The 17,529-nt window shown below is 52.3% G+C and carries 14 protein-coding genes; 2 read left to right on the top strand and 12 right to left on the bottom strand.

What is annotated here, in order from left to right; all coding sequences use genetic code 11:
• Window positions 1-33: 33 nt before the first annotated feature.
• From FE839_RS00800 to queA, 12 genes are all read right to left on the bottom strand, one after another.
• Window positions 34-1,710, bottom strand: a complete 1,677-nt coding sequence (locus FE839_RS00800) for an ABC transporter ATP-binding protein/permease (protein WP_138358155.1) — start codon at window positions 1,708-1,710, stop codon at window positions 34-36.
• The gene (locus tag FE839_RS00805) at window positions 1,707-4,481 is read right to left on the bottom strand and encodes a M16 family metallopeptidase (protein ID WP_241675600.1); all 2,775 of its coding nucleotides are present in this window, start codon (window positions 4,479-4,481) and stop codon (window positions 1,707-1,709) included. Before FE839_RS00805 ends, FE839_RS00800 begins: the two co-directional genes overlap by 4 nt.
• A gap of 85 nt (window positions 4,482-4,566) precedes the next feature.
• Window positions 4,567-7,122, bottom strand: a complete 2,556-nt coding sequence (locus FE839_RS00810; protein WP_138358159.1) for a TonB-dependent receptor — start codon at window positions 7,120-7,122, stop codon at window positions 4,567-4,569.
• Between the two features lie 21 nt (window positions 7,123-7,143).
• Window positions 7,144-7,980, bottom strand: coding sequence for a TonB family protein (locus FE839_RS00815; RefSeq protein WP_138358161.1), 837 nt, complete (start codon window positions 7,978-7,980; stop codon window positions 7,144-7,146).
• A 510-nt stretch (window positions 7,981-8,490) separates the two neighbouring features.
• Window positions 8,491-8,838, bottom strand: coding sequence for an HNH nuclease YajD (yajD, locus tag FE839_RS00820; protein WP_138358163.1), 348 nt, complete (start codon window positions 8,836-8,838; stop codon window positions 8,491-8,493).
• A gap of 107 nt (window positions 8,839-8,945) precedes the next feature.
• Window positions 8,946-9,638 carry a helix-turn-helix transcriptional regulator gene (locus tag FE839_RS00825; RefSeq protein ID WP_138358165.1) on the bottom strand — a complete coding sequence of 231 codons (693 nt, stop codon included), beginning with the start codon at window positions 9,636-9,638 and terminating at the stop codon, window positions 8,946-8,948.
• A gap of 25 nt (window positions 9,639-9,663) precedes the next feature.
• Complete coding sequence (locus FE839_RS00830; RefSeq protein ID WP_138358167.1) at window positions 9,664-10,029, bottom strand: VOC family protein; 366 nt, start codon at window positions 10,027-10,029, stop codon at window positions 9,664-9,666.
• A gap of 319 nt (window positions 10,030-10,348) precedes the next feature.
• Complete coding sequence (secF, locus tag FE839_RS00840) at window positions 10,349-11,320, bottom strand: protein translocase subunit SecF (RefSeq protein WP_138358169.1); 972 nt, start codon at window positions 11,318-11,320, stop codon at window positions 10,349-10,351.
• Window positions 11,321-11,330: 10 nt separating this feature from the next.
• Window positions 11,331-13,178, bottom strand: coding sequence for a protein translocase subunit SecD (gene secD / locus FE839_RS00845; RefSeq protein ID WP_138358171.1), 1,848 nt, complete (start codon window positions 13,176-13,178; stop codon window positions 11,331-11,333).
• A 27-nt stretch (window positions 13,179-13,205) separates the two neighbouring features.
• Window positions 13,206-13,538, bottom strand: coding sequence for a preprotein translocase subunit YajC (gene yajC, locus FE839_RS00850; RefSeq protein ID WP_004099423.1), 333 nt, complete (start codon window positions 13,536-13,538; stop codon window positions 13,206-13,208).
• A 22-nt stretch (window positions 13,539-13,560) separates the two neighbouring features.
• Window positions 13,561-14,688 (bottom strand): tRNA guanosine(34) transglycosylase Tgt, encoded by a 1,128-nt coding sequence (gene tgt, locus FE839_RS00855; RefSeq protein ID WP_138358174.1) that lies wholly within the window; start codon window positions 14,686-14,688, stop codon window positions 13,561-13,563.
• Between the two features lie 108 nt (window positions 14,689-14,796).
• Window positions 14,797-15,861 (bottom strand): tRNA preQ1(34) S-adenosylmethionine ribosyltransferase-isomerase QueA, encoded by a 1,065-nt coding sequence (gene queA, locus FE839_RS00860; protein WP_138358176.1) that lies wholly within the window; start codon window positions 15,859-15,861, stop codon window positions 14,797-14,799.
• A gap of 242 nt (window positions 15,862-16,103) precedes the next feature.
• Here queA and acpH point away from each other — a divergent pair, with 242 nt between their 5' ends.
• Together acpH and FE839_RS00870 are read left to right on the top strand one after the other, a co-directional pair.
• The gene (acpH, locus tag FE839_RS00865; protein WP_138358178.1) at window positions 16,104-16,685 is read left to right on the top strand and encodes an ACP phosphodiesterase; all 582 of its coding nucleotides are present in this window, start codon (window positions 16,104-16,106) and stop codon (window positions 16,683-16,685) included.
• A gap of 221 nt (window positions 16,686-16,906) precedes the next feature.
• Window positions 16,907-17,509 carry a peroxiredoxin gene (locus FE839_RS00870; protein WP_138358180.1) on the top strand — a complete coding sequence of 201 codons (603 nt, stop codon included), beginning with the start codon at window positions 16,907-16,909 and terminating at the stop codon, window positions 17,507-17,509.
• Window positions 17,510-17,529 lie beyond the last annotated feature (20 nt).

Genomic DNA, 17,529 nt, shown 5'->3' on the forward strand with positions numbered 1-17,529 from the left:
TTTTCCCCGGCATAAATGCCGGGGATAGCAAACTCAGCACAGTGATGATGGTGTGAAACGTTCAAGATCGATTTGTCGAGAAAAGTGATGGTTAATTTCACTCTGATGCGACACCGCAATCACCGTACAGCCTGGCAATCGGGTCTTAATCAACGTTAACATCTCCTGAGCAGATGGCGCATCAAGGCTGCTGGTCGCTTCATCTAACCAAAGCACGTTTGGACCAATGCGCAACGCACGAGCGAACGCCAGCCGCTGTTTCTGCCCCGCCGAAAGAATTTGTTCCCAGTTCAGGGGGTGATCAAGGTCGCCCACCCATTCATTTAACCCAACACTCTGCAGCAACTCAATTACACGTTCGCTGTCGGCATCCGGCTGTCCGGGATAACAGACTATCTCACGCAGCGTACCGTAACCAACGTAGCTTTTTTGCGGCAACAACAGACTTTTGCCGCGCTGGCGCTGCCAGCGTCCATCGAACCAGGGCCAGACTCCCGTCAGCGTACGTAGTAGCGTCGATTTCCCTAACCCACTGCGCCCGGAAAGTTTACTCCAGCTACCCGCCGGAAACTGGAAATTCAGTCCTGACAGCAGAGGCATACCCTGGGGTGTCGATAAGACAAGATTATCCACCGCAGTGGTATCAGCGTCAGGAGTGTCGTGATGGTTATTCTGACACTCGGCGATCGCCTGGCGAAACTGCGTCAGACGCTCAATACTCGCAGAAAGTTCAACCAGTGCGATATACACGCGAATAAACCAACTCAGCGCGCCATGAACCTGGCCAAACGCGGAGCGCACCTGCATCAGGCCGCCAAGCGTAATGGTTTTTGCCATAAACAGCGGCAAGGCGGCAAATACCGGGATGATAAGGCTGACGCGAGTATAACCCGTGGTAAAAAAGCCGAGGTTACGCTCACTATTCATCAACGCGCGCCAGTTGTTCGCAATAGCCCGGAAAGCGCGCTGAAGATGCTGCATTTCCCAGTTTTCTCCCTGATAGAGGGCGATCTGCTCGGCGTTATCATGTTTACGCAGCAGGGCGGCACGAAAATCTGCTTCTGCCCGCTGCTTTTGGTAGTTAAGACCGTGCAGTTTTTTGCCGATCAGGTGGGTAACAAGGCTACCTACAAGAGTGTAAATCACCGCAACCCATACCAGATAACCTTTGATCACCCATTCCTCACCAAACAGCGTAAATGTCTGGGCGCCGGAAAGTTGCCACAAGATCCAGACAAAAGAACCCAACTGCGCGCTGGTGATAATAAACGACACTGACAGACTGATCGTTTTATCGACAAAATAATTAACATCTTCCGCGATACGCTGATCGGGGTTATCAACACGCCCGGAAAGCGCCATACGATAAAATGCCTGCTTAGCCAGCCAGCTTTCCACCAGTTCTGCGGTCAGAGATTGTCGCCAACGAATAATCAGCAAACGGGTAAACCAATCCTGATACACAAAGACCCCGATATAGATCAGGATAAAAATGCAGTATTGCTTAACCAGATCATAGAGCAGCGTGCCATTGAACTCGCCCAGCGCATCATAGAACGATTTACTCCAGTTATTAATCAGCACGTTCAACCAGACGATTGAGCCACCCAAGCCAATAATCAGCGCCAGCAGTCCCCAGGATTTCCAGCTCTGTTTGCTCCCCCAGAATGTACGGCTCAGTTGCCAGACAGCTGCCAGTTTCTTCTTCATTGCGCTTTTCCTTGCGGTACAACGGTGTAGATCACCAGATTATTTGAGCTATACAGACGGGTAGCCATCTCGCGTACGCCTGCAAGGGTAATCGCATTATCTAGCCCATTAAGGCGAGAGAGATACCCCGGATTGTTATAGTGGCGGTAGCTCAATATCAGACGGCGTTGAAGATCTGACACCTCGCCTTTGCGGTTATTTTCCGCACGATTAAAGCGTATTTTCTGCTCGTCAATATCATGTTGTGTTATCCGCGCGGCGGCATCGCGAAGCGTCTTCCGGGCGCGTTGCGCCAGTTCTGTCGCCCGCTCCGGTGCACTGCTGAAACGTAGCTCGCTCTCAACCCGTGCGGTTTTATCATTAAGCTCGCCGTTAAACATCAGGTTATATACGCCGCGCGCATCATCACGCAGCGCCATTTTCAATTGCTGCGTAATAAGGTTACGGGCAACGCTTACCTGCACTGCGCGTTCCGGGCTCCATGCTTGCGGGTTAAAGCTCCACAACTGAACGTCAGCCTTTGGTTCAATATTAAGTGCGCTACGCTTTTCGCGATGGCCCGCGGACTGTTGGTACGATGAGGCAAAGAGGGGCTCACCACGAGCGATCCCGGCCAGATAGCGTTCAACTACCGGTTTCAACTGCGCTTCCGGTATATCCGCCATGATGAAAAAAGTCACCGGTGCCGCGCTGATTTTTTTCCATTCAGCAGCGAGACTCTCTACCGTTAGTTCCGCCAGTTGAGCCGTAGTCGGTTGCTCAAAATCTGTCTTACCAAAACGCAGGATGGCGCTTTGCGCCGCACGTTGTGAAGACAACGAATCTTTCTGCACCACCTGACGGCGAGCCAGAGCCATGACGCTATTTTTCATTGATTCGGAATCAATATGACCATCGGTATGCAGGAGTTGATAAACATGGAACAGATTATCCAGCTCCTCACGTTCAACCGTAGCGCTCACCTCCAGGGCGTCTGCCTGCTGGTTGATATTGAACCTCAGACCATGCTGCTGCTTCCAGCGTAAGTAATCATCGTCACGCCATCCCGACGGCGCGGCGTACCCCATTAATTGTGACGCCAGCTGCGCACGCCACGGCTCCAGCCCCTCTCCAAGATAACCGGCCTGACTCTCCGCTCGAAACCAGATTTTATTTTTCATCTGGGGTGTACGCAGCCAGATTACGCGATCGCCATTACTCAGCGACCACTCCTGTACATTCTCTTTAGGCCAGTTTTTCACCGTCAGGCGTTGACCCGCGGTGTCACGTTGCGGCAAAGGCGGTAATTGTGCGCCATCGAGCCATTTTGTCGGCAATAGCTTTTGTCTGGCAATATCGGACTCGCGATCAGCAATGGCCGCTGAAGTCGGGGGAGTGAATGATGCTTTACCGGGAATGCTAAACTGTACCAGTTGATCCATAGCCTGTAGCCAACTCCGGAGACGGGCGTTCACCTCTTGCAGATGAATATCGTCCAGCAATAGCAGCGCATTTTTGCCACGCATTTGTGCTCCGATATAGGGCCTGTCGTTCTGCCAGGCAATCGCCAGTTCATTAACCCATCCGGAGAACGGGCGACTTTCCGGGGTATCGCGCATACGCAAAGCGGCTTGCCGGATATCTGCCTTGACCGAATTAATGTCTCTTTCATCCAGACCAAACTGTATTAGCCGTTGCCGTTCTCGTATGACCGTCTCCAGCCCCTGCGTATATTCCCCGGGCATCACGTCAGCAAATAAGCCGAAGGCGTAGGTACTACGACCGATATCGGCTTTACGGGCAACGACATTGCCCACAACGGACGGCAGCTCGCTACGCTGACGTTTAAGCTGGCGAGTTAGTGCGGTCAGCGCGATTTGTTCAATCAGGCGCTGGCGGAATCCCTCCTGACCGTTCAATTTCGGCTCCGCGAAACGGTTAACCCAGGATACCTGACTGCCGCCGCTTTCGCTGTCCTGTAGCCGCACTACGCGCAGTTGTGCTTGCAGCTGCTGGTTATAATATGCATCGTTCCGCGTCGGAACAGGGAGCGCGGGCAACGGGGCAAAATAGCGCTGAATCTGCGCTTGTACATTTTGCGGATTAATATCGCCAATAATTAACAAACGCATGTTGCCCGGATGATACCAGCGGCGGTAAAAATCCATCAGCACGGTGGCCGGCGTCTGCTCTATTGATGCGATATTACCGATGCTGCTACGTGTCGGGTAACGTGACCCTTCTCGCAGAGCAGCAATACGCTGCGCATTCATCCGACTGGCGACGCCGAGTTTACCGCGCCATTCTTCCAGAATGACTTTACGCTCATCATCAAGATCTTGCTGGCTAATACGCGCATGCGCGGCCATCTGCAACAGGGCACGCAGCGTAATATCCAGGCCTTTTGCACCATCCGGCGGACTCATCATAAACTGGGTACGCTCATAGCTGGTGACGGCATTGTAATGCGAGCCACGCCGCCAGCCCTGCTCTTCCAGTCTTGAGGCCACACCTTTCGGCCAGTCATCCGTGGCGCGAAACACCATATGCTCCACCATATGCGCAACCCCGGACTGCTGGTCAGTTTCATCCAGCGAGCCAGCATCGACATTCATACGCACATCGATACGCCCTTTTTCCGCGTGTAGCGGGATGATGGTATAGCGCAGGCCATTAGCGAGCCTGCCTTCCGTCACGACAGGAAGGGGAACGCTTATTTCATCACCGATCGCTGGTTGACTCGCAACCATGACCAGCAGCGCAAGAAAACAGCCATAGAGGCGTTTACGCATTATTATTATCCTTTCATTGCTTCATGCCGCCGCCGATTAAGCGGACGACGTGTAAAACGCGGCCTTGCGGGAGAAATGCCCGGCTTTACCAGCTATAGGCCATACCGAACCAGAACTGGCGGCCGGTTTTATAGGTCAACACTTGCGTCGAACCGCTGGAGGAGGTCTGGCTTGCTTCGATCACGTTATCCAGCACGTTTAATACATCCAGCGTTAACTCAAGCGATTGATCGTTGAACGTTGGTTGAGTCCACGTAAAACGCCAGTCGTAAGTAAAATAATCGCTGTATTTTGTTTTTTCGTACAAGGTGGCAGAGCCTTCGTAGTTACCACAGGCACTATGGCTTCCCGGGCAGGTGACGGTTGAGGTGGTATAGCCCCGATAACCAGCTGTATACTTAATATTCTGGCTCCAGTTCAGATTCAGGGCCGGGAAATAGGTATTAATATTAGCGAAAGCGCTCCACGGCGTATTAAAGTCCAGGGCATCCATATCGCCCTTTTCCAGCAACTTGCCGTTGAAGATGACCATATTGTCATCGGTGCTGCTCTGATCGTAATAAGCCTGCGAGCTGGATTTATTTTTTACGATACTGGCCCCCAATTCCCACGATACGTCAGCCATAGCAAAGTGATAAGGGCCAATCGGCTGCGCGCTTAATGACCAGGTATTGCCTTCCGTTTTGGCATTATTACTGAGTACATAGACCTTACGGCCTTCATCATTAACGGATTTATCTCGCCCAAACTGGTCGCGGCCTTTACGATTGACCCATTTAACTGTCCAGACAGTATCGAGAACGCGCTGCGACAGACCTAACGAGAGCTCATCGCTATAGGGGGTTTTCAGGTCTGAAACGTCGTAATCGTAAGAGCTGTACTTGACGGTGTCGCCAACCCACGGGCTGTTCGCGTCGGTACGGGTTTGCGCAATATTGGCGCTAATACCTGTACGCAATTTATAAGTCAGTAAATTCTGGCCGTAATAACGGTTTGCGCCACCAAATATACGGGTATGCTTGTCGCCAAAGACATCAAGAGACCCGGCAAAACGCGGCGCAATCGTGAGGTTTTTGAGGTAATCGTCATACTGCAAACGCACGCCGGGGGTCAGTTCAAGGCGCTTATAAATCATGCTGTCCTGCAGGTAGGCGGCATAATTGGTATAGCTGCCTTCTACGGTACGCGTCGGGTACAGGGTTCTACGTTTAAAATACTGCTCGCCATCGATACAGAAATCGTCCCCGGACTGGCATGATACGGTGGTGTCAATTGTCGCCACACCTGCGCCAACGGCTACATCACTAAAACGACGATAGCGCGCCTGATAGAAATCAGTCTGCCAGCCAGCATCCAGTTGGTGGGTAACCCCTAATGCCTCAAATGGAGTGAACTCTGCGTCCTGCTTGAAGGTTGTTGTGGCTTTATCAGTACCAAATGTTCCGTAACCACCAATAATCCCGCGCTGGAAGTTGGCGTTAGCTTCGCCGGAGCCCCAGGTAATCGCCTGTGATTCGAAGTTTTGCGAGGTGTTATAGCGATACCATGTGCGGAGATTATTGGACTCTTGTTCAATTTTATTTTGCTCAAACTGGTAGCCCGCTAAACTGGTAATTTTCCCCCACGGCGCATAGTGTTCCCACTCTATATTTCCGCGATACCCCCCGCCATTATTGGAGAAACCGCCTTCTTTAACATCGGATTTATAGTAAGTACTTTTATGCGGGGAATACATTCCGGTAAGGCGCAGGATATCGCCATTATCCGCAAACCAGGTTCCTTTTAACAGATAAGTTTCCGCAAGCCGTTTTTGATTGACCCACGTATCCATCGTTGATTGATATGTCGGAATAACCGACTCCTGCCGATTGTAGGCAAATACAAAGCCGGCATTGTCATTCAACGGCTGATTAACGGTTACAGAATAGAAATTCTTGGTGAATTTGGGTTGATAATAAAACTGGCTGGCAGCGACAAAACTTTCTTGTTTTGCTTCATCGATATGGTAACGCGTCCAACTGTCCCGGGTCGTACGCCAGGATATTTTTCCGGCTGCTCGATCCAGAGACGGATCTTTCAGGCGGGCATCCACTACACCGCCGGTAAAATCGCCATACTTCGCGGCGACATTGCTATCAAAAACCTGTAGCTGATCGACCAGCTCTGAGTTAATCCAAAAGGACTGGGTTCCGCCAGAAGGCAGATCTGTCGGGCTATAGCCATCCGGGTCGGTAGTCAAACTGCCGTTTTTATTACCGGGATTGATTGTATTGTTATTTGACAAGCCATCAATCATAAAGTTGTTGTTGTAGAACTTTTCACCGTGAAACGAAACATTCTCCGGCGCAATTTCCCCAGGATTAAGACTGCTATTATTATCATTAGCGAAACGTACGTTCGGGTTATGCTCCAGCAGTTCGCTAATAGTGCCATTACCGGTAGGATATTTCCCTATTTGATCGGCATTAATAATCTGCGTCCCCATCGATTGACTGGTTGGTGCCGAACGCACGGTAATAGTATCGTTGGATTGCTCCGACAGCTCTGTTATATTATTTTGAGTATCTTCAACATTATTCTCCGCCAGCACTGGCATAGCCATAATGCTAAGAGGTATAAAAATACACCTTACGTTATTCATCAGTTTCCCCAGAGTAAAAAATTAATTAATCAGTTGAATACGCCCATCAATCTTAAAAATAACGGTGACAATCTGGTCTTTAAGTTCGCCAGTGGTGTCATAGCGCCAGCGCAACATATCCCGGCGTAAATTACCGCTAAATACATCCGGCGGATCCTCGGCAAGAATACGTATATTCTTTATAGTTCCTGACGAGCTGACGTCGTATTGCACTTTAACCCGACCTTCGATCCCCATAGAACGCGCCCTGGTCGGGTAATTCACGCGTCGGTTTAAAATATGGAATGCGCTATTGCGGGTATTCCCTGAGCCTTTTGCGGCATCATTGATGATGCTTTCACCCGTTTTTAGCGCATTGCCGCTACGCCCTTCCTGAGCCGTTGTTGACATTTCCAATGTCGGCCCCGGAGTACGGGAAGGCCAAACGGTGCGGCTTTGCGTCGTAACAGGCTTTATTCGGTTCTCTTCGGCCCTGGTGCGAGGGAGCGGACGCGGTTGAATGGCTTTCGTTTTTACCGTGCGCGTTGGAGTCGTTTTCTTTTGCGGAACGAGAACTTCCGCCTTTTCCGCGACAACCGCTTTCACTGTCGACTCAACGACGATCGGCTGCGCCGTTTCTGCTGAAGAGTCCGGCAACGATGGGGGGCTTATCGCAACGACGGAAAAGACATTGCCTGTGCTACCGGCCCGATCGCGTGGGGGGAACTTATGACTTTTATCACCAAGAAAGAGCACCAGCAATAATGCATGAAGTGCAACAGAGAGTGCGAGCACCGTACTCGTTTTCCCCCAGGACACGCGTGGTGTATCGCGATTCGTTGCAAGGGAAAAAGATAAGCCAGCTATGGATTTGGTCATCAAATGTCGTCTTCCTGTCGACGAACCCAGCGTTACCGCGCCTACTCCTTTTGGCCGCACCTTCCTGACGGTTCACGAATTATTTATTACAACACATTATTTTTATCAAAGTGATATCGTGCATCCTGCAAGAAGCGCAGAATAATATCGATAATGATTATAATTTGCAATACAGATAAAGCCGCTTTGATCTATTCATGCCCACAGTAATTCGAGTTGCAGGACTGATTTGAACAGCACCTGTGCTGGCCGCGAAGGCGTGAGGCCGTTGGCCGAATCATGCGACAAGAGAGTCAATCTCCGGCAACATAGATAGCTATGTGACTGGGAGGAGAAATCTGTCGGAAACAGATTTGACCGCCGCATAGCGACAGTCCGTAAGGGCAGGGTTTATCGATGACCGGGTAACAAAGCAACGCACAAGCAACCTGAAGCAGATGAGTATCAATCGATATACCGGAGGCAGCGCTTAACGTATTTCCCTACGACCCGCAACTCACCAGCGCTTTGTTATTTCTTTTTATCCATCATCGCTTTCAAATTAGCGAAGGGATTATGCGTCGCGACGCCGACATCTTTCTGCGCGTCCTCCCCGGCAATCACGGTCGATCCATACTGATCCGCTTCGGTATATTTCGAATGCTCATGATCGTGACAATACAGGCATAGCAGTTCCCAGTTACTGCCGTCTTCCGGGTTATTGGTGTGGTCGTGATCGATATGATGGACCGTCAGCTCGCGCAGGTTGGAGTAAACAAATTCGCGAGAGCATCGCCCGCATACCCACGGGAATAATTTGAGCGCCTTTTCACGATAGCCGTTTTCCAGCCGGGTATAGTTCTTAGGGATAATCGCCATAATGACTCTGTATCTGCGTTAAAGGTAGGGTTATAGGGGGAAGTTTAACACTCTGCGCGCGCCATTGCCCGTGGAGGATGCAGAAGCTAGCGTTCACCGCTGGATTTTTATGGCCTGTTTTCACGGCGTACTTTACGTAAAAAATCGCTTAACGAACGCTCAGCGCACTCACGAAACCGCCTGTCGAGCGGGGTGATCTGCAAACAGCGATCTACGCGAAAACAGCGATAATCAGCTCTTCGCTCACACCAGGCCACCAGAAGCCAGTGCTCTCCCCAGAAAAACATCCCCAGCGGCTGTACGTCACGCCAGGAAAGATGCCCGGCTTCATCACGATAATGCAGCGCCAGCACCTGCTGTGCGGAAACGGCACGATGGATGAGATCAAACGCGCTGCGTGAATGAAGCTGAGTCCCAAAATCCGGCGCAAAGATCCGCGTCTGTTCAGCCCTGCGCCGACTCTCCTCCGGCAGAATTGCCAGTACCTTTTCCTGCGCGGACTCCAGATCGCGGGAGAGCGAATCCCCTCCCCAGGTTTTCAGTAAGCGAATGGCGACCATCAGCGCTTCTGATTCGCGATGAGTTAACATCAGCGGCGGCAGGTCAAACCCGGCCATTAAGCGATAACCACTGCCCGCCTCGCCTTCTACGGGGACGCCAGATACAGAGAGGTCACGGATATCGCGATAGATAGTCCGCTCGGAAACCTCAAGCCGCTCGGCCAACAGCGCCGCCGTCGTCAGCCTTCTGCCACGCAGGATCTGCACAATCTGGAATAAACGGTCGGCGCGTCGGGTCATTTTAGCTCTCGATATTTAGCGATGACTATACGGGTTGATGCAGGCCAACGCGGTTCCCTTCACTGTCGGTAAACAGCGCGATAGTGCCAATATCCTGCCCCAAATCAACGGGCCCAAAAACGCACTCTCCGCCCGCGATCGCGACGCGCGCAAGCGTGGCCGCCAGATCCGCAGTATGCAGGTAAATAATAGCGCCCTGTGCGGAGGGTGTAATGCCATCAAATTTTGCCAGCGCACCGCCGGTTGCCGGTTCGTCATAGGGGAATACGGCCAGGTCGGTGCAGTCCATTTTTTCACGGCGAAATGATACTTGCATCACCGGCTCATAAAACGCGATAGCGCGTGCCATATCCGTTACGGGGATCTCAAACCAGTTAATGACGCTCTTCATACATCCTCCTGCCTTAGTGAGTGAGTTCAGGAGGAATATACGACAGGGCTACTGACAGCGTACTGTCAGGAGTTTATACGCAAACCCGCGCCCGGGTGTGATCCAGCAGCCACGGACGTAAGTAGCCAGGCGTATTTGAAAAAGGCAGAACTTCATCCGGCAAACGAATGCCCAATTGCTGCTGTATGTAATCACGACGAGTGACAACGCGCGGCCATAGCGCCGGATAAAGCCGGTGAGATATTCAAAAGTTGCGTGCTGCTATAATAAAAAATCCCGGCCAGATGGCCGGGATCCCAGTGATAACGTGAACGCGTAATTAAGGCAGAATAGACGGCTGATCCGCCCCTTCTTTCTCCACTTTCTGCTGCAGCATATGCTCGCGCTTCATGCCCAGCTTCAGCGCCAGCGCGGACGCCACGTAAATAGAAGAAGCCGTACCGATAGAGACGCCGATCAACATGGTCAGCGAGAAGCCCTGCAGAATCGGACCGCCAAAGAGATACAGCATCAGGATAACCATCAAAGTGGTCCCGGATGTGATCAAGGTACGGTGCAGCGTCTGTGTTAACGACACGTTAAAGATTTCGTACGGCGTACCGCGGCGAATCTTACGGAAGTTTTCACGAATACGGTCAGATACCACGATACTGTCATTAAGCGAGTAACCGATAACCGACATCAACGATGCCACGATAGTCAGGTCAATCTCAACATGCAGTAGCGACAGTACGCCCATCGTAATCACCACGTCGTGCGCCAGCGCGATAACCACCCCGGCAGCCAGACGCCATTCAAAGCGGAAACCGACGTAAATCAGGATGCATACCAGCGCGGCGATCAGCGCCAGGGCGCCGGTCTGAGCAAGATCTGCTCCGACGCTCGGCCCCACAAACTCAATGCGTTTAACCGTTGCGTTCTGGCTGGTTGAGTCGTTAATCACCTGTACGACTTTGCTGCCCAGCTCCTGGCTACCTTTGGCTTCATGTACCGGCGGCATACGCACCATAATATCGCGACTGCTGCCGAAGTTTTGCAACTGCGGCTCTTCAAAGCCCGCCTTCTGCAGCGACGCGCGCACCTGGTCCATATCGACAGGTTTTTCGAGGGTAATTTCAATCACCGTACCACCGGTGAAATCAAGCCCCCAGTTAAACCCGCGCACGCCCATGATAATGATGGACAGAATCAGCAAAAAACCCGAAATGCCGAAGGCCCAGTAGTCCCAGCGCATAAAGTCCCAGACTTTACGGCCGTGGTTCAATTGTTCAACAGTATATTCCTGTGCCACAACGCACTCCTCAGATAGACAGCTTTTTAACGCGCTTGCCGCCGTACAGCAGGTTCACGATGGCACGGGTGCCGACGATAGCGGTAAACATTGAGGTCGCAATACCGATACCGGTGGTAATCGCAAACCCTTTAATGGCGCCGGTACCGACTGCGTACAGGATGATGACTTTAATCAGCGTGGTGATGTTGGCGTCAAAGATGGAACTGAACGCGCCGCGATAACCTTCGTCAATCGCCTGCTGCACGGTACGCCCGTTACTCAGCTCTTCTTTAATACGCTCGTTAATCAGAACGTTGGCGTCAACCGCCACCGCAAGGGTTAACACGATCCCCGCAATCCCCGGCATGGTCAGCGTCGCCCCCGGAATCAGGGACATAATGCCGACAATCAGCACCAGGTTTGCAATCAGCGCCGAAGTCGCAATCAGGCCGAACTTCTTGTAGAAGAAAATCATAAACAGAATAGAGACCACCAGACCGGCCAGACAAGCCTCCAGGCCCTGCTTGATGTTCTGCATACCCAGAGTTGGGCCAATGGTACGCTCTTCAACAATCTGAATCGGCGCAATCAATGCGCCCGCACGCAGCAGCAGCGAGAGCTGACGCGCTTCGGTGGCATTGCTGATGCCGGTAATACGGAAGCTATTCCCCAGGCGAGACTGGATGTTGGCGATGTTAATCACCTCTTCCTCTTTTGCCAGAATCGCACGACCGCTGGCATCTTTCTTACCGCTGTCTTTATACTCCACAAACAGGGTCGCCATCGGTTTACCGATGTTGTCCTTGGTGAAGTTAGACATGATGTTGCCGCCAGCGCTATCGAGAGAGATATTAACCTGCGGCTGGTTGAACTCATCCATGCTCGACGTCGAGTCGGTGATATGGTCACCAGTGAGGATCACCCGCTTATACAGCACAACCGGCTGGCCTTCACGAGTATATTTCACTTCCGAGTCGCCCGGAACGCGGCCTGCAGCGGCTGCGGCGCTGTCAACGTTGGTGTTAACCAGACGGAATTCCAGCGTCGCGGTTGCGCCCAAAATCTCTTTCGCGCGCGCGGTATCCTGGATACCCGGCAGCTCAACCACAATACGGTCAGACCCCTGACGCTGAACCAGCGGTTCGGCAACGCCCAGTTGGTTTACACGGTTACGCAGGATATTGATGTTCTGCTGAACGGCATATTCGCGGGCTTCTTTCAGGCGATCATCGGTCATCACGGCCTTCAGACCGGTACTGCCCTGGGAGGAAATAACCAGATCGCGGTGACGCGGGCTAAGGTAAGAGATAGCCTGGTCGCGTGCCGCGCTGTCGCGAAAAGCGATGGTCAGGCCGTAGTTATCGGCTTTACGCACGGTGGTGTAAGGAATGCCTTTATCACGCAGCTCGCTGCGCAGGCTGTCGATATTCTGCTCCTGCAGTTTACTCAGCGCGGTATCCATGTCGACTTCCATCAGGAAGTGCACGCCGCCCCGCAGGTCAAGACCCAGCTTCATCGGCTCGGCGTACAGGGCCGCCAGCCAGCGTGGCGTTGCCGGAGCAAGGTTAAGCGCCACGACGTATTTGTCACCCAGCGCGCCCATTAGCGCTTCGCGCGCGCGCAGCTGGATATCGGTGGTGTCGAAGCGCGCGAGAATTGCGCCCTCTTCCAGTGCCACAGACTTCGCGGTAATTTTTTCTTCTTGTAGTGTTTTCTGGACCTGGATCAGCGTTTGCTCACTGGCGGCGACGCCGCGCGCGCCAGTGATTTGAACAGCCGGATCCTCACCATACAGGTTGGGAAGCGCATAGACTAAGCCGACGACAATAACGACGACCAGCATGACGTACTTCCACAAAGGATAACGGTTTAACACGGCAGTTCCCTTAGGGAAAATGAATAATTACAGCGCCTTCATTGTGCCTTTCGGCAGAACGGCAGCTACGAAGTCACGTTTGATAACCACTTCGGTGGTATCGTTCAGCGCGATAGCGATGTATCCGCTTTCAGCAACTTTAGTAACGCGACCAACCAGACCACCGTTGGTCAACACTTCATCCCCCTTGGCGATGGAGTTCATCAGGTTTTTATGTTCCTTGGTGCGTTTCTGTTGTGGACGCAGGATCATGAAGTAAAAAATCAGACCAAACACCACCAGCATCAGAATCAGAGACATCGGGCTGCCCTGCGCCGCGCCGCCAGTTGCCGCTACCGCATCAGAAATAAAAAAGCTCATTGAAATTCCCTCATTATTAAAATTAGTCAACGTTTAAAGGTGGAACAGTTCGCCCCTGACGTTGGTAAAAATCGGTCACGAAGCTCTCTAATTTACCCTCTTCGATAGCCTTGCGTAAACCAGCCATTAAGCGCTGATAATAACGCAGGTTATGAATGGTATTGAGTCGCGCGCCCAATATTTCGTTGCAACGGTCAAGATGATGCAAGTAAGCGCGTGAATAGTTGCGACAGGTATAACAATCGCACTCTGCATCCAGCGGCGAAGTATCGCTCTTATGCTTCGCGTTACGAATTTTCACCACGCCATCGGTGACGAACAGGTGGCCGTTGCGCGCGTTGCGCGTCGGCATGACGCAGTCGAACATATCGATCCCACGGCGCACCCCTTCAACCAGATCTTCCGGTTTACCGACGCCCATCAGGTATCGCGGTTTGTCGGCCGGGATCTGCGGACAGACGTGCTCCAGGATACGGTGCATATCTTCCTTCGGCTCGCCGACAGCCAAACCGCCGACAGCGTAGCCATCAAAGCCAATCTCTACCAGACCTTTAACAGAGATATCGCGTAAATCTTCGTAAACGCTGCCCTGAATAATGCCAAACAGCGCGTTTTTGTTGCCCAGACCGTCAAAACGGTCGCGGCTGCGCTTCGCCCAGCGCAGAGACATTTCCATCGAGCGCTTAGCATAGTCCCATTCCGCCGGGTACGGTGTACATTCGTCGAAGATCATCACGATGTCCGATCCAAGATCGTACTGAATCTCCATCGATTTTTCCGGATCGAGAAAAATCGGATCGCCGTTGATCGGATTGCGGAAGTGTACGCCCTGCTCGGTGATTTTACGAATATCCCCCAGGCTGAAGACCTGGAAACCGCCTGAGTCGGTCAGGATCGGTCCTTTCCACTGCATAAAGTCGTGCAGATCGCCATGTAGCTTCATGATCTCCTGACCCGGACGCAGCCACAGATGGAAAGTATTACCGAGAATAATTTGTGCCCCGGTCGCTTCAACTTCCTCCGGCGTCATTCCTTTTACGGTACCGTAGGTGCCAACAGGCATAAATGCTGGCGTTTCAACGACGCCTCGCTCAAACACAAGACGGCCGCGACGCGCGCGCCCATCAGTGGTATCTAACTCAAATTTCATTATTGCTCCTGCGTCAGAAAAACAGTCTGACGTTTAACGACTCGCTACGGAATGATCCCATAGCGAATAAATCCTGAAGGCGTCAAAATGGCAAGCAAGATCGCCTTCTTATGGACGCTCAAAAATAGCCTGCGGATTGTACGTGATAAACATCGCGTCCCCGTAGCTAAAAAAACGATATTTTTGTTCTACCGCAGCCTTATAGGCATTCATGGTGTGCTGATAACCAGCAAACGCCGAGACCAGCATAATCAACGTCGATTCAGGCAGATGGAAGTTAGTCACCAGCGCGTCGATCACTTTGTACTGATAGCCCGGATAGATAAAAATCTGCGTCTCGTCGAAGAAGGGCTCAATCAGATCATTTTTCGCCGCCTGCGCCGCGCTTTCAAGTGAGCGTACTGACGTTGTCCCTACCGCAATAACCCGGTTGCCGCGGGCTTTTGCCGCCAGCACCGCGTCGACCACTTCCTGCGGCACCTCCGCATATTCAGAGTGCATAATGTGGTCTTCAATAGCGTCAACCCGCACCGGCTGGAATGTACCGGCTCCCACATGCAGCGTGACAAACGCCGTCTCAATGCCTTTTTCACGCAGTTCCGCCAGCAACGGCTCGTCAAAGTGCAGACCGGCGGTCGGCGCGGCGACGGCGCCGGGTTTGCTGCTGTAGACGGTCTGATACAATTCGCGATCCGCGTCTTCATCCGGGCGATCAATATACGGCGGCAACGGCATATGACCGATAGCATTCAGAATATCCAGTACCGGACGCGGGTCGTTGAATTCGACTTCAAACAGCGCGCCGTGACGCGCCAGCATGGTGGCTTTAATACTTTCATCATCGCCAAGCAGCAGTTCCGCGCCGGGTTTCGGCGCTTTAGAGGCGCGAATATGTGCCAGAATACGTTTATCATCAAGCATGCGTTCAACCAGCACCTCGATCTTACCGCCGCTGGCTTTGCGGCCAAACAGACGGGCCGGGATCACGCGGGTATTGTTAAAGACCAGCAGATCGCCTGGATTGAGCTTGTCGAGTAAATCGGTGAAAGTACCGTGCGTCAGCGCGCCCGTCGGCCCATCTAATGACAGCAAGCGGCAACGACTGCGCTCAGGCATGGGATAGTGGGCAATCAGGGATTCGGGTAATTCAAAGGAAAAATCAGCAACGCGCATGACGGTAACTCAGACTTAATAAAGAGGCGGGTAGTCTAGTGCCCGGGCGTTCTCCCTGCAACCTTTACCCCGCCGCAGAGTTAGAATACTCTGAATGATTCGCGTTGCAGGGCAAAACGCCCTGCCGTTTTGAACCGCGCTCGCGCTAGCCTCGTAAGGAGGAGGCCGACGGGCCGAATCTCATGGATGAGACGCGTCACTCAGAAGTCAACACACCTGCAACTTGAAGTATGGCGAGTATTATGAATTTTCTTGCACATTTACATTTAGCCCATCTCGCTGACAGCTCGCTTTCCGGCAATCTGCTGGCCGATTTTGTCCGGGGAAACCCGGAATCGCACTTTCCGCCAGAGGTCGTGGATGGCATTCTGATGCACCGTCGCATTGATGTCATGACGGATAACCTGCCGGAAGTCCGCGAAGCGCGCGAGTGGTTTCGCCGCGAAACCCGACGTGTCGCGCCGATTACGCTCGACGTCATGTGGGATCATTTTCTGTCACGTCACTGGACGCAACTTTCTCCTGACTTTCCGCTGTCGGCGTTTGTCGGCTACGCCCATACCCAGGTAGCGCAGATCCTGCCCGACTCCCCGCCGCGTTTTGTTAATCTCAATGAATACCTCTGGTCAGAGCGCTGGCTTGAACGCTACCGGGATATGGATTTCATTCAGCGGGTACTAAACGGTATGGCCAGTCGCCGTCCGCGCCTCGCGGCACTCAGCGACTCGTGGCAGGATCTGGATACTCACTACGTTCGGCTTGAACAGCAGTTCTGGCGTTTCTATCCGCAGATGATGGCGCAGGCCAAAATGCGTCAGCTATAAATGAACATTATTGCGCGGCATCGTCTTGCCGGTTCATTCGCCATGCTTTTCTGATTGCGCTTTTTGCCAAAAAGACTATTCTGAACGGGTAACATTTAACACTCATCGATAGACAAAAACTATCTCATCAATTGTCAGCGTTACATTGAGTTTCACCGGCGCTCTTCATATACTTGCCCGCGTTGCGTTCCAATTAACCTTAATATTAACAGGAGAATCATATGGTTCTGGTGACTCGTCAGGCTCCGGATTTCACAGCAGCTGCGGTACTGGGTAGCGGTGAAATTGTTGAAAACTTCAACTTCAAACAGCACACCAGCGGTAAAGCCACCGTTCTGTTCTTCTGGCCGATGGATTTCACTTTCGTTTGCCCGTCTGAACTGATCGCTTTTGACAAACGCTACGAAGAATTCCAGAAGCGCGGCGTAGAAGTGGTTGGCGTTTCTTTTGACTCCGAATTCGTTCACAACGCATGGCGTAACACTCCTGTCGATAAAGGCGGCATCGGTCCGGTTAAATACGCAATGGTTGCTGATGTTAAGCGTGAAATTCAGAAAGCCTACGGCATTGAGCATCCGGAAGCGGGTGTTGCGCTGCGTGGCTCTTTCCTGATCGACGCGAACGGCGTTGTTCGCCACCAGGTGGTTAACGATCTGCCACTGGGCCGTAACATCGACGAAATGCTGCGTATGGTTGACGCGCTGCAGTTCCACGAAGAGCACGGCGAAGTTTGCCCGGCACAGTGGGAAAAAGGCAAAGAAGGTATGAACGCCTCTCCGGAAGGCGTCGCTAAGTACCTGACCGAGAACGTTTCCAGCCTGTAATCGGCTCGAATGGAGAAAAG

Origin of the sequence: Klebsiella indica (genome assembly GCF_005860775.1) — a bacterium.
In the GTDB taxonomy this organism is placed as follows: Bacteria; Pseudomonadota; Gammaproteobacteria; order Enterobacterales; family Enterobacteriaceae; genus Klebsiella; species Klebsiella indica.

Bases quoted from the DNA above. Each gene is read 5' to 3' on its own strand.
- FE839_RS00800 (WP_138358155.1), bottom strand. From the start codon at position 1,710: ATGAAGAAGAAACTGGCAGCTGTCTGGCAACTGAGCCGTACATTCTGG.
- FE839_RS00805 (WP_241675600.1), bottom strand. From the start codon at position 4,481: ATGCGTAAACGCCTCTATGGCTGTTTTCTTGCGCTGCTGGTCATGGTT.
- FE839_RS00810 (WP_138358159.1), bottom strand. From the start codon at position 7,122: ATGAATAACGTAAGGTGTATTTTTATACCTCTTAGCATTATGGCTATG.
- FE839_RS00815 (WP_138358161.1), bottom strand. From the start codon at position 7,980: ATGACCAAATCCATAGCTGGCTTATCTTTTTCCCTTGCAACGAATCGC.
- yajD (WP_138358163.1), bottom strand. From the start codon at position 8,838: ATGGCGATTATCCCTAAGAACTATACCCGGCTGGAAAACGGCTATCGT.
- FE839_RS00825 (WP_138358165.1), bottom strand. From the start codon at position 9,638: ATGACCCGACGCGCCGACCGTTTATTCCAGATTGTGCAGATCCTGCGT.
- FE839_RS00830 (WP_138358167.1), bottom strand. From the start codon at position 10,029: ATGAAGAGCGTCATTAACTGGTTTGAGATCCCCGTAACGGATATGGCA.
- yajC (WP_004099423.1), bottom strand. From the start codon at position 13,538: ATGAGCTTTTTTATTTCTGATGCGGTAGCGGCAACTGGCGGCGCGGCG.
- tgt (WP_138358174.1), bottom strand. From the start codon at position 14,688: ATGAAATTTGAGTTAGATACCACTGATGGGCGCGCGCGTCGCGGCCGT.
- queA (WP_138358176.1), bottom strand. From the start codon at position 15,861: ATGCGCGTTGCTGATTTTTCCTTTGAATTACCCGAATCCCTGATTGCC.
- acpH (WP_138358178.1), top strand. From the start codon at position 16,104: ATGAATTTTCTTGCACATTTACATTTAGCCCATCTCGCTGACAGCTCG.
- FE839_RS00870 (WP_138358180.1), top strand. From the start codon at position 16,907: ATGGTTCTGGTGACTCGTCAGGCTCCGGATTTCACAGCAGCTGCGGTA.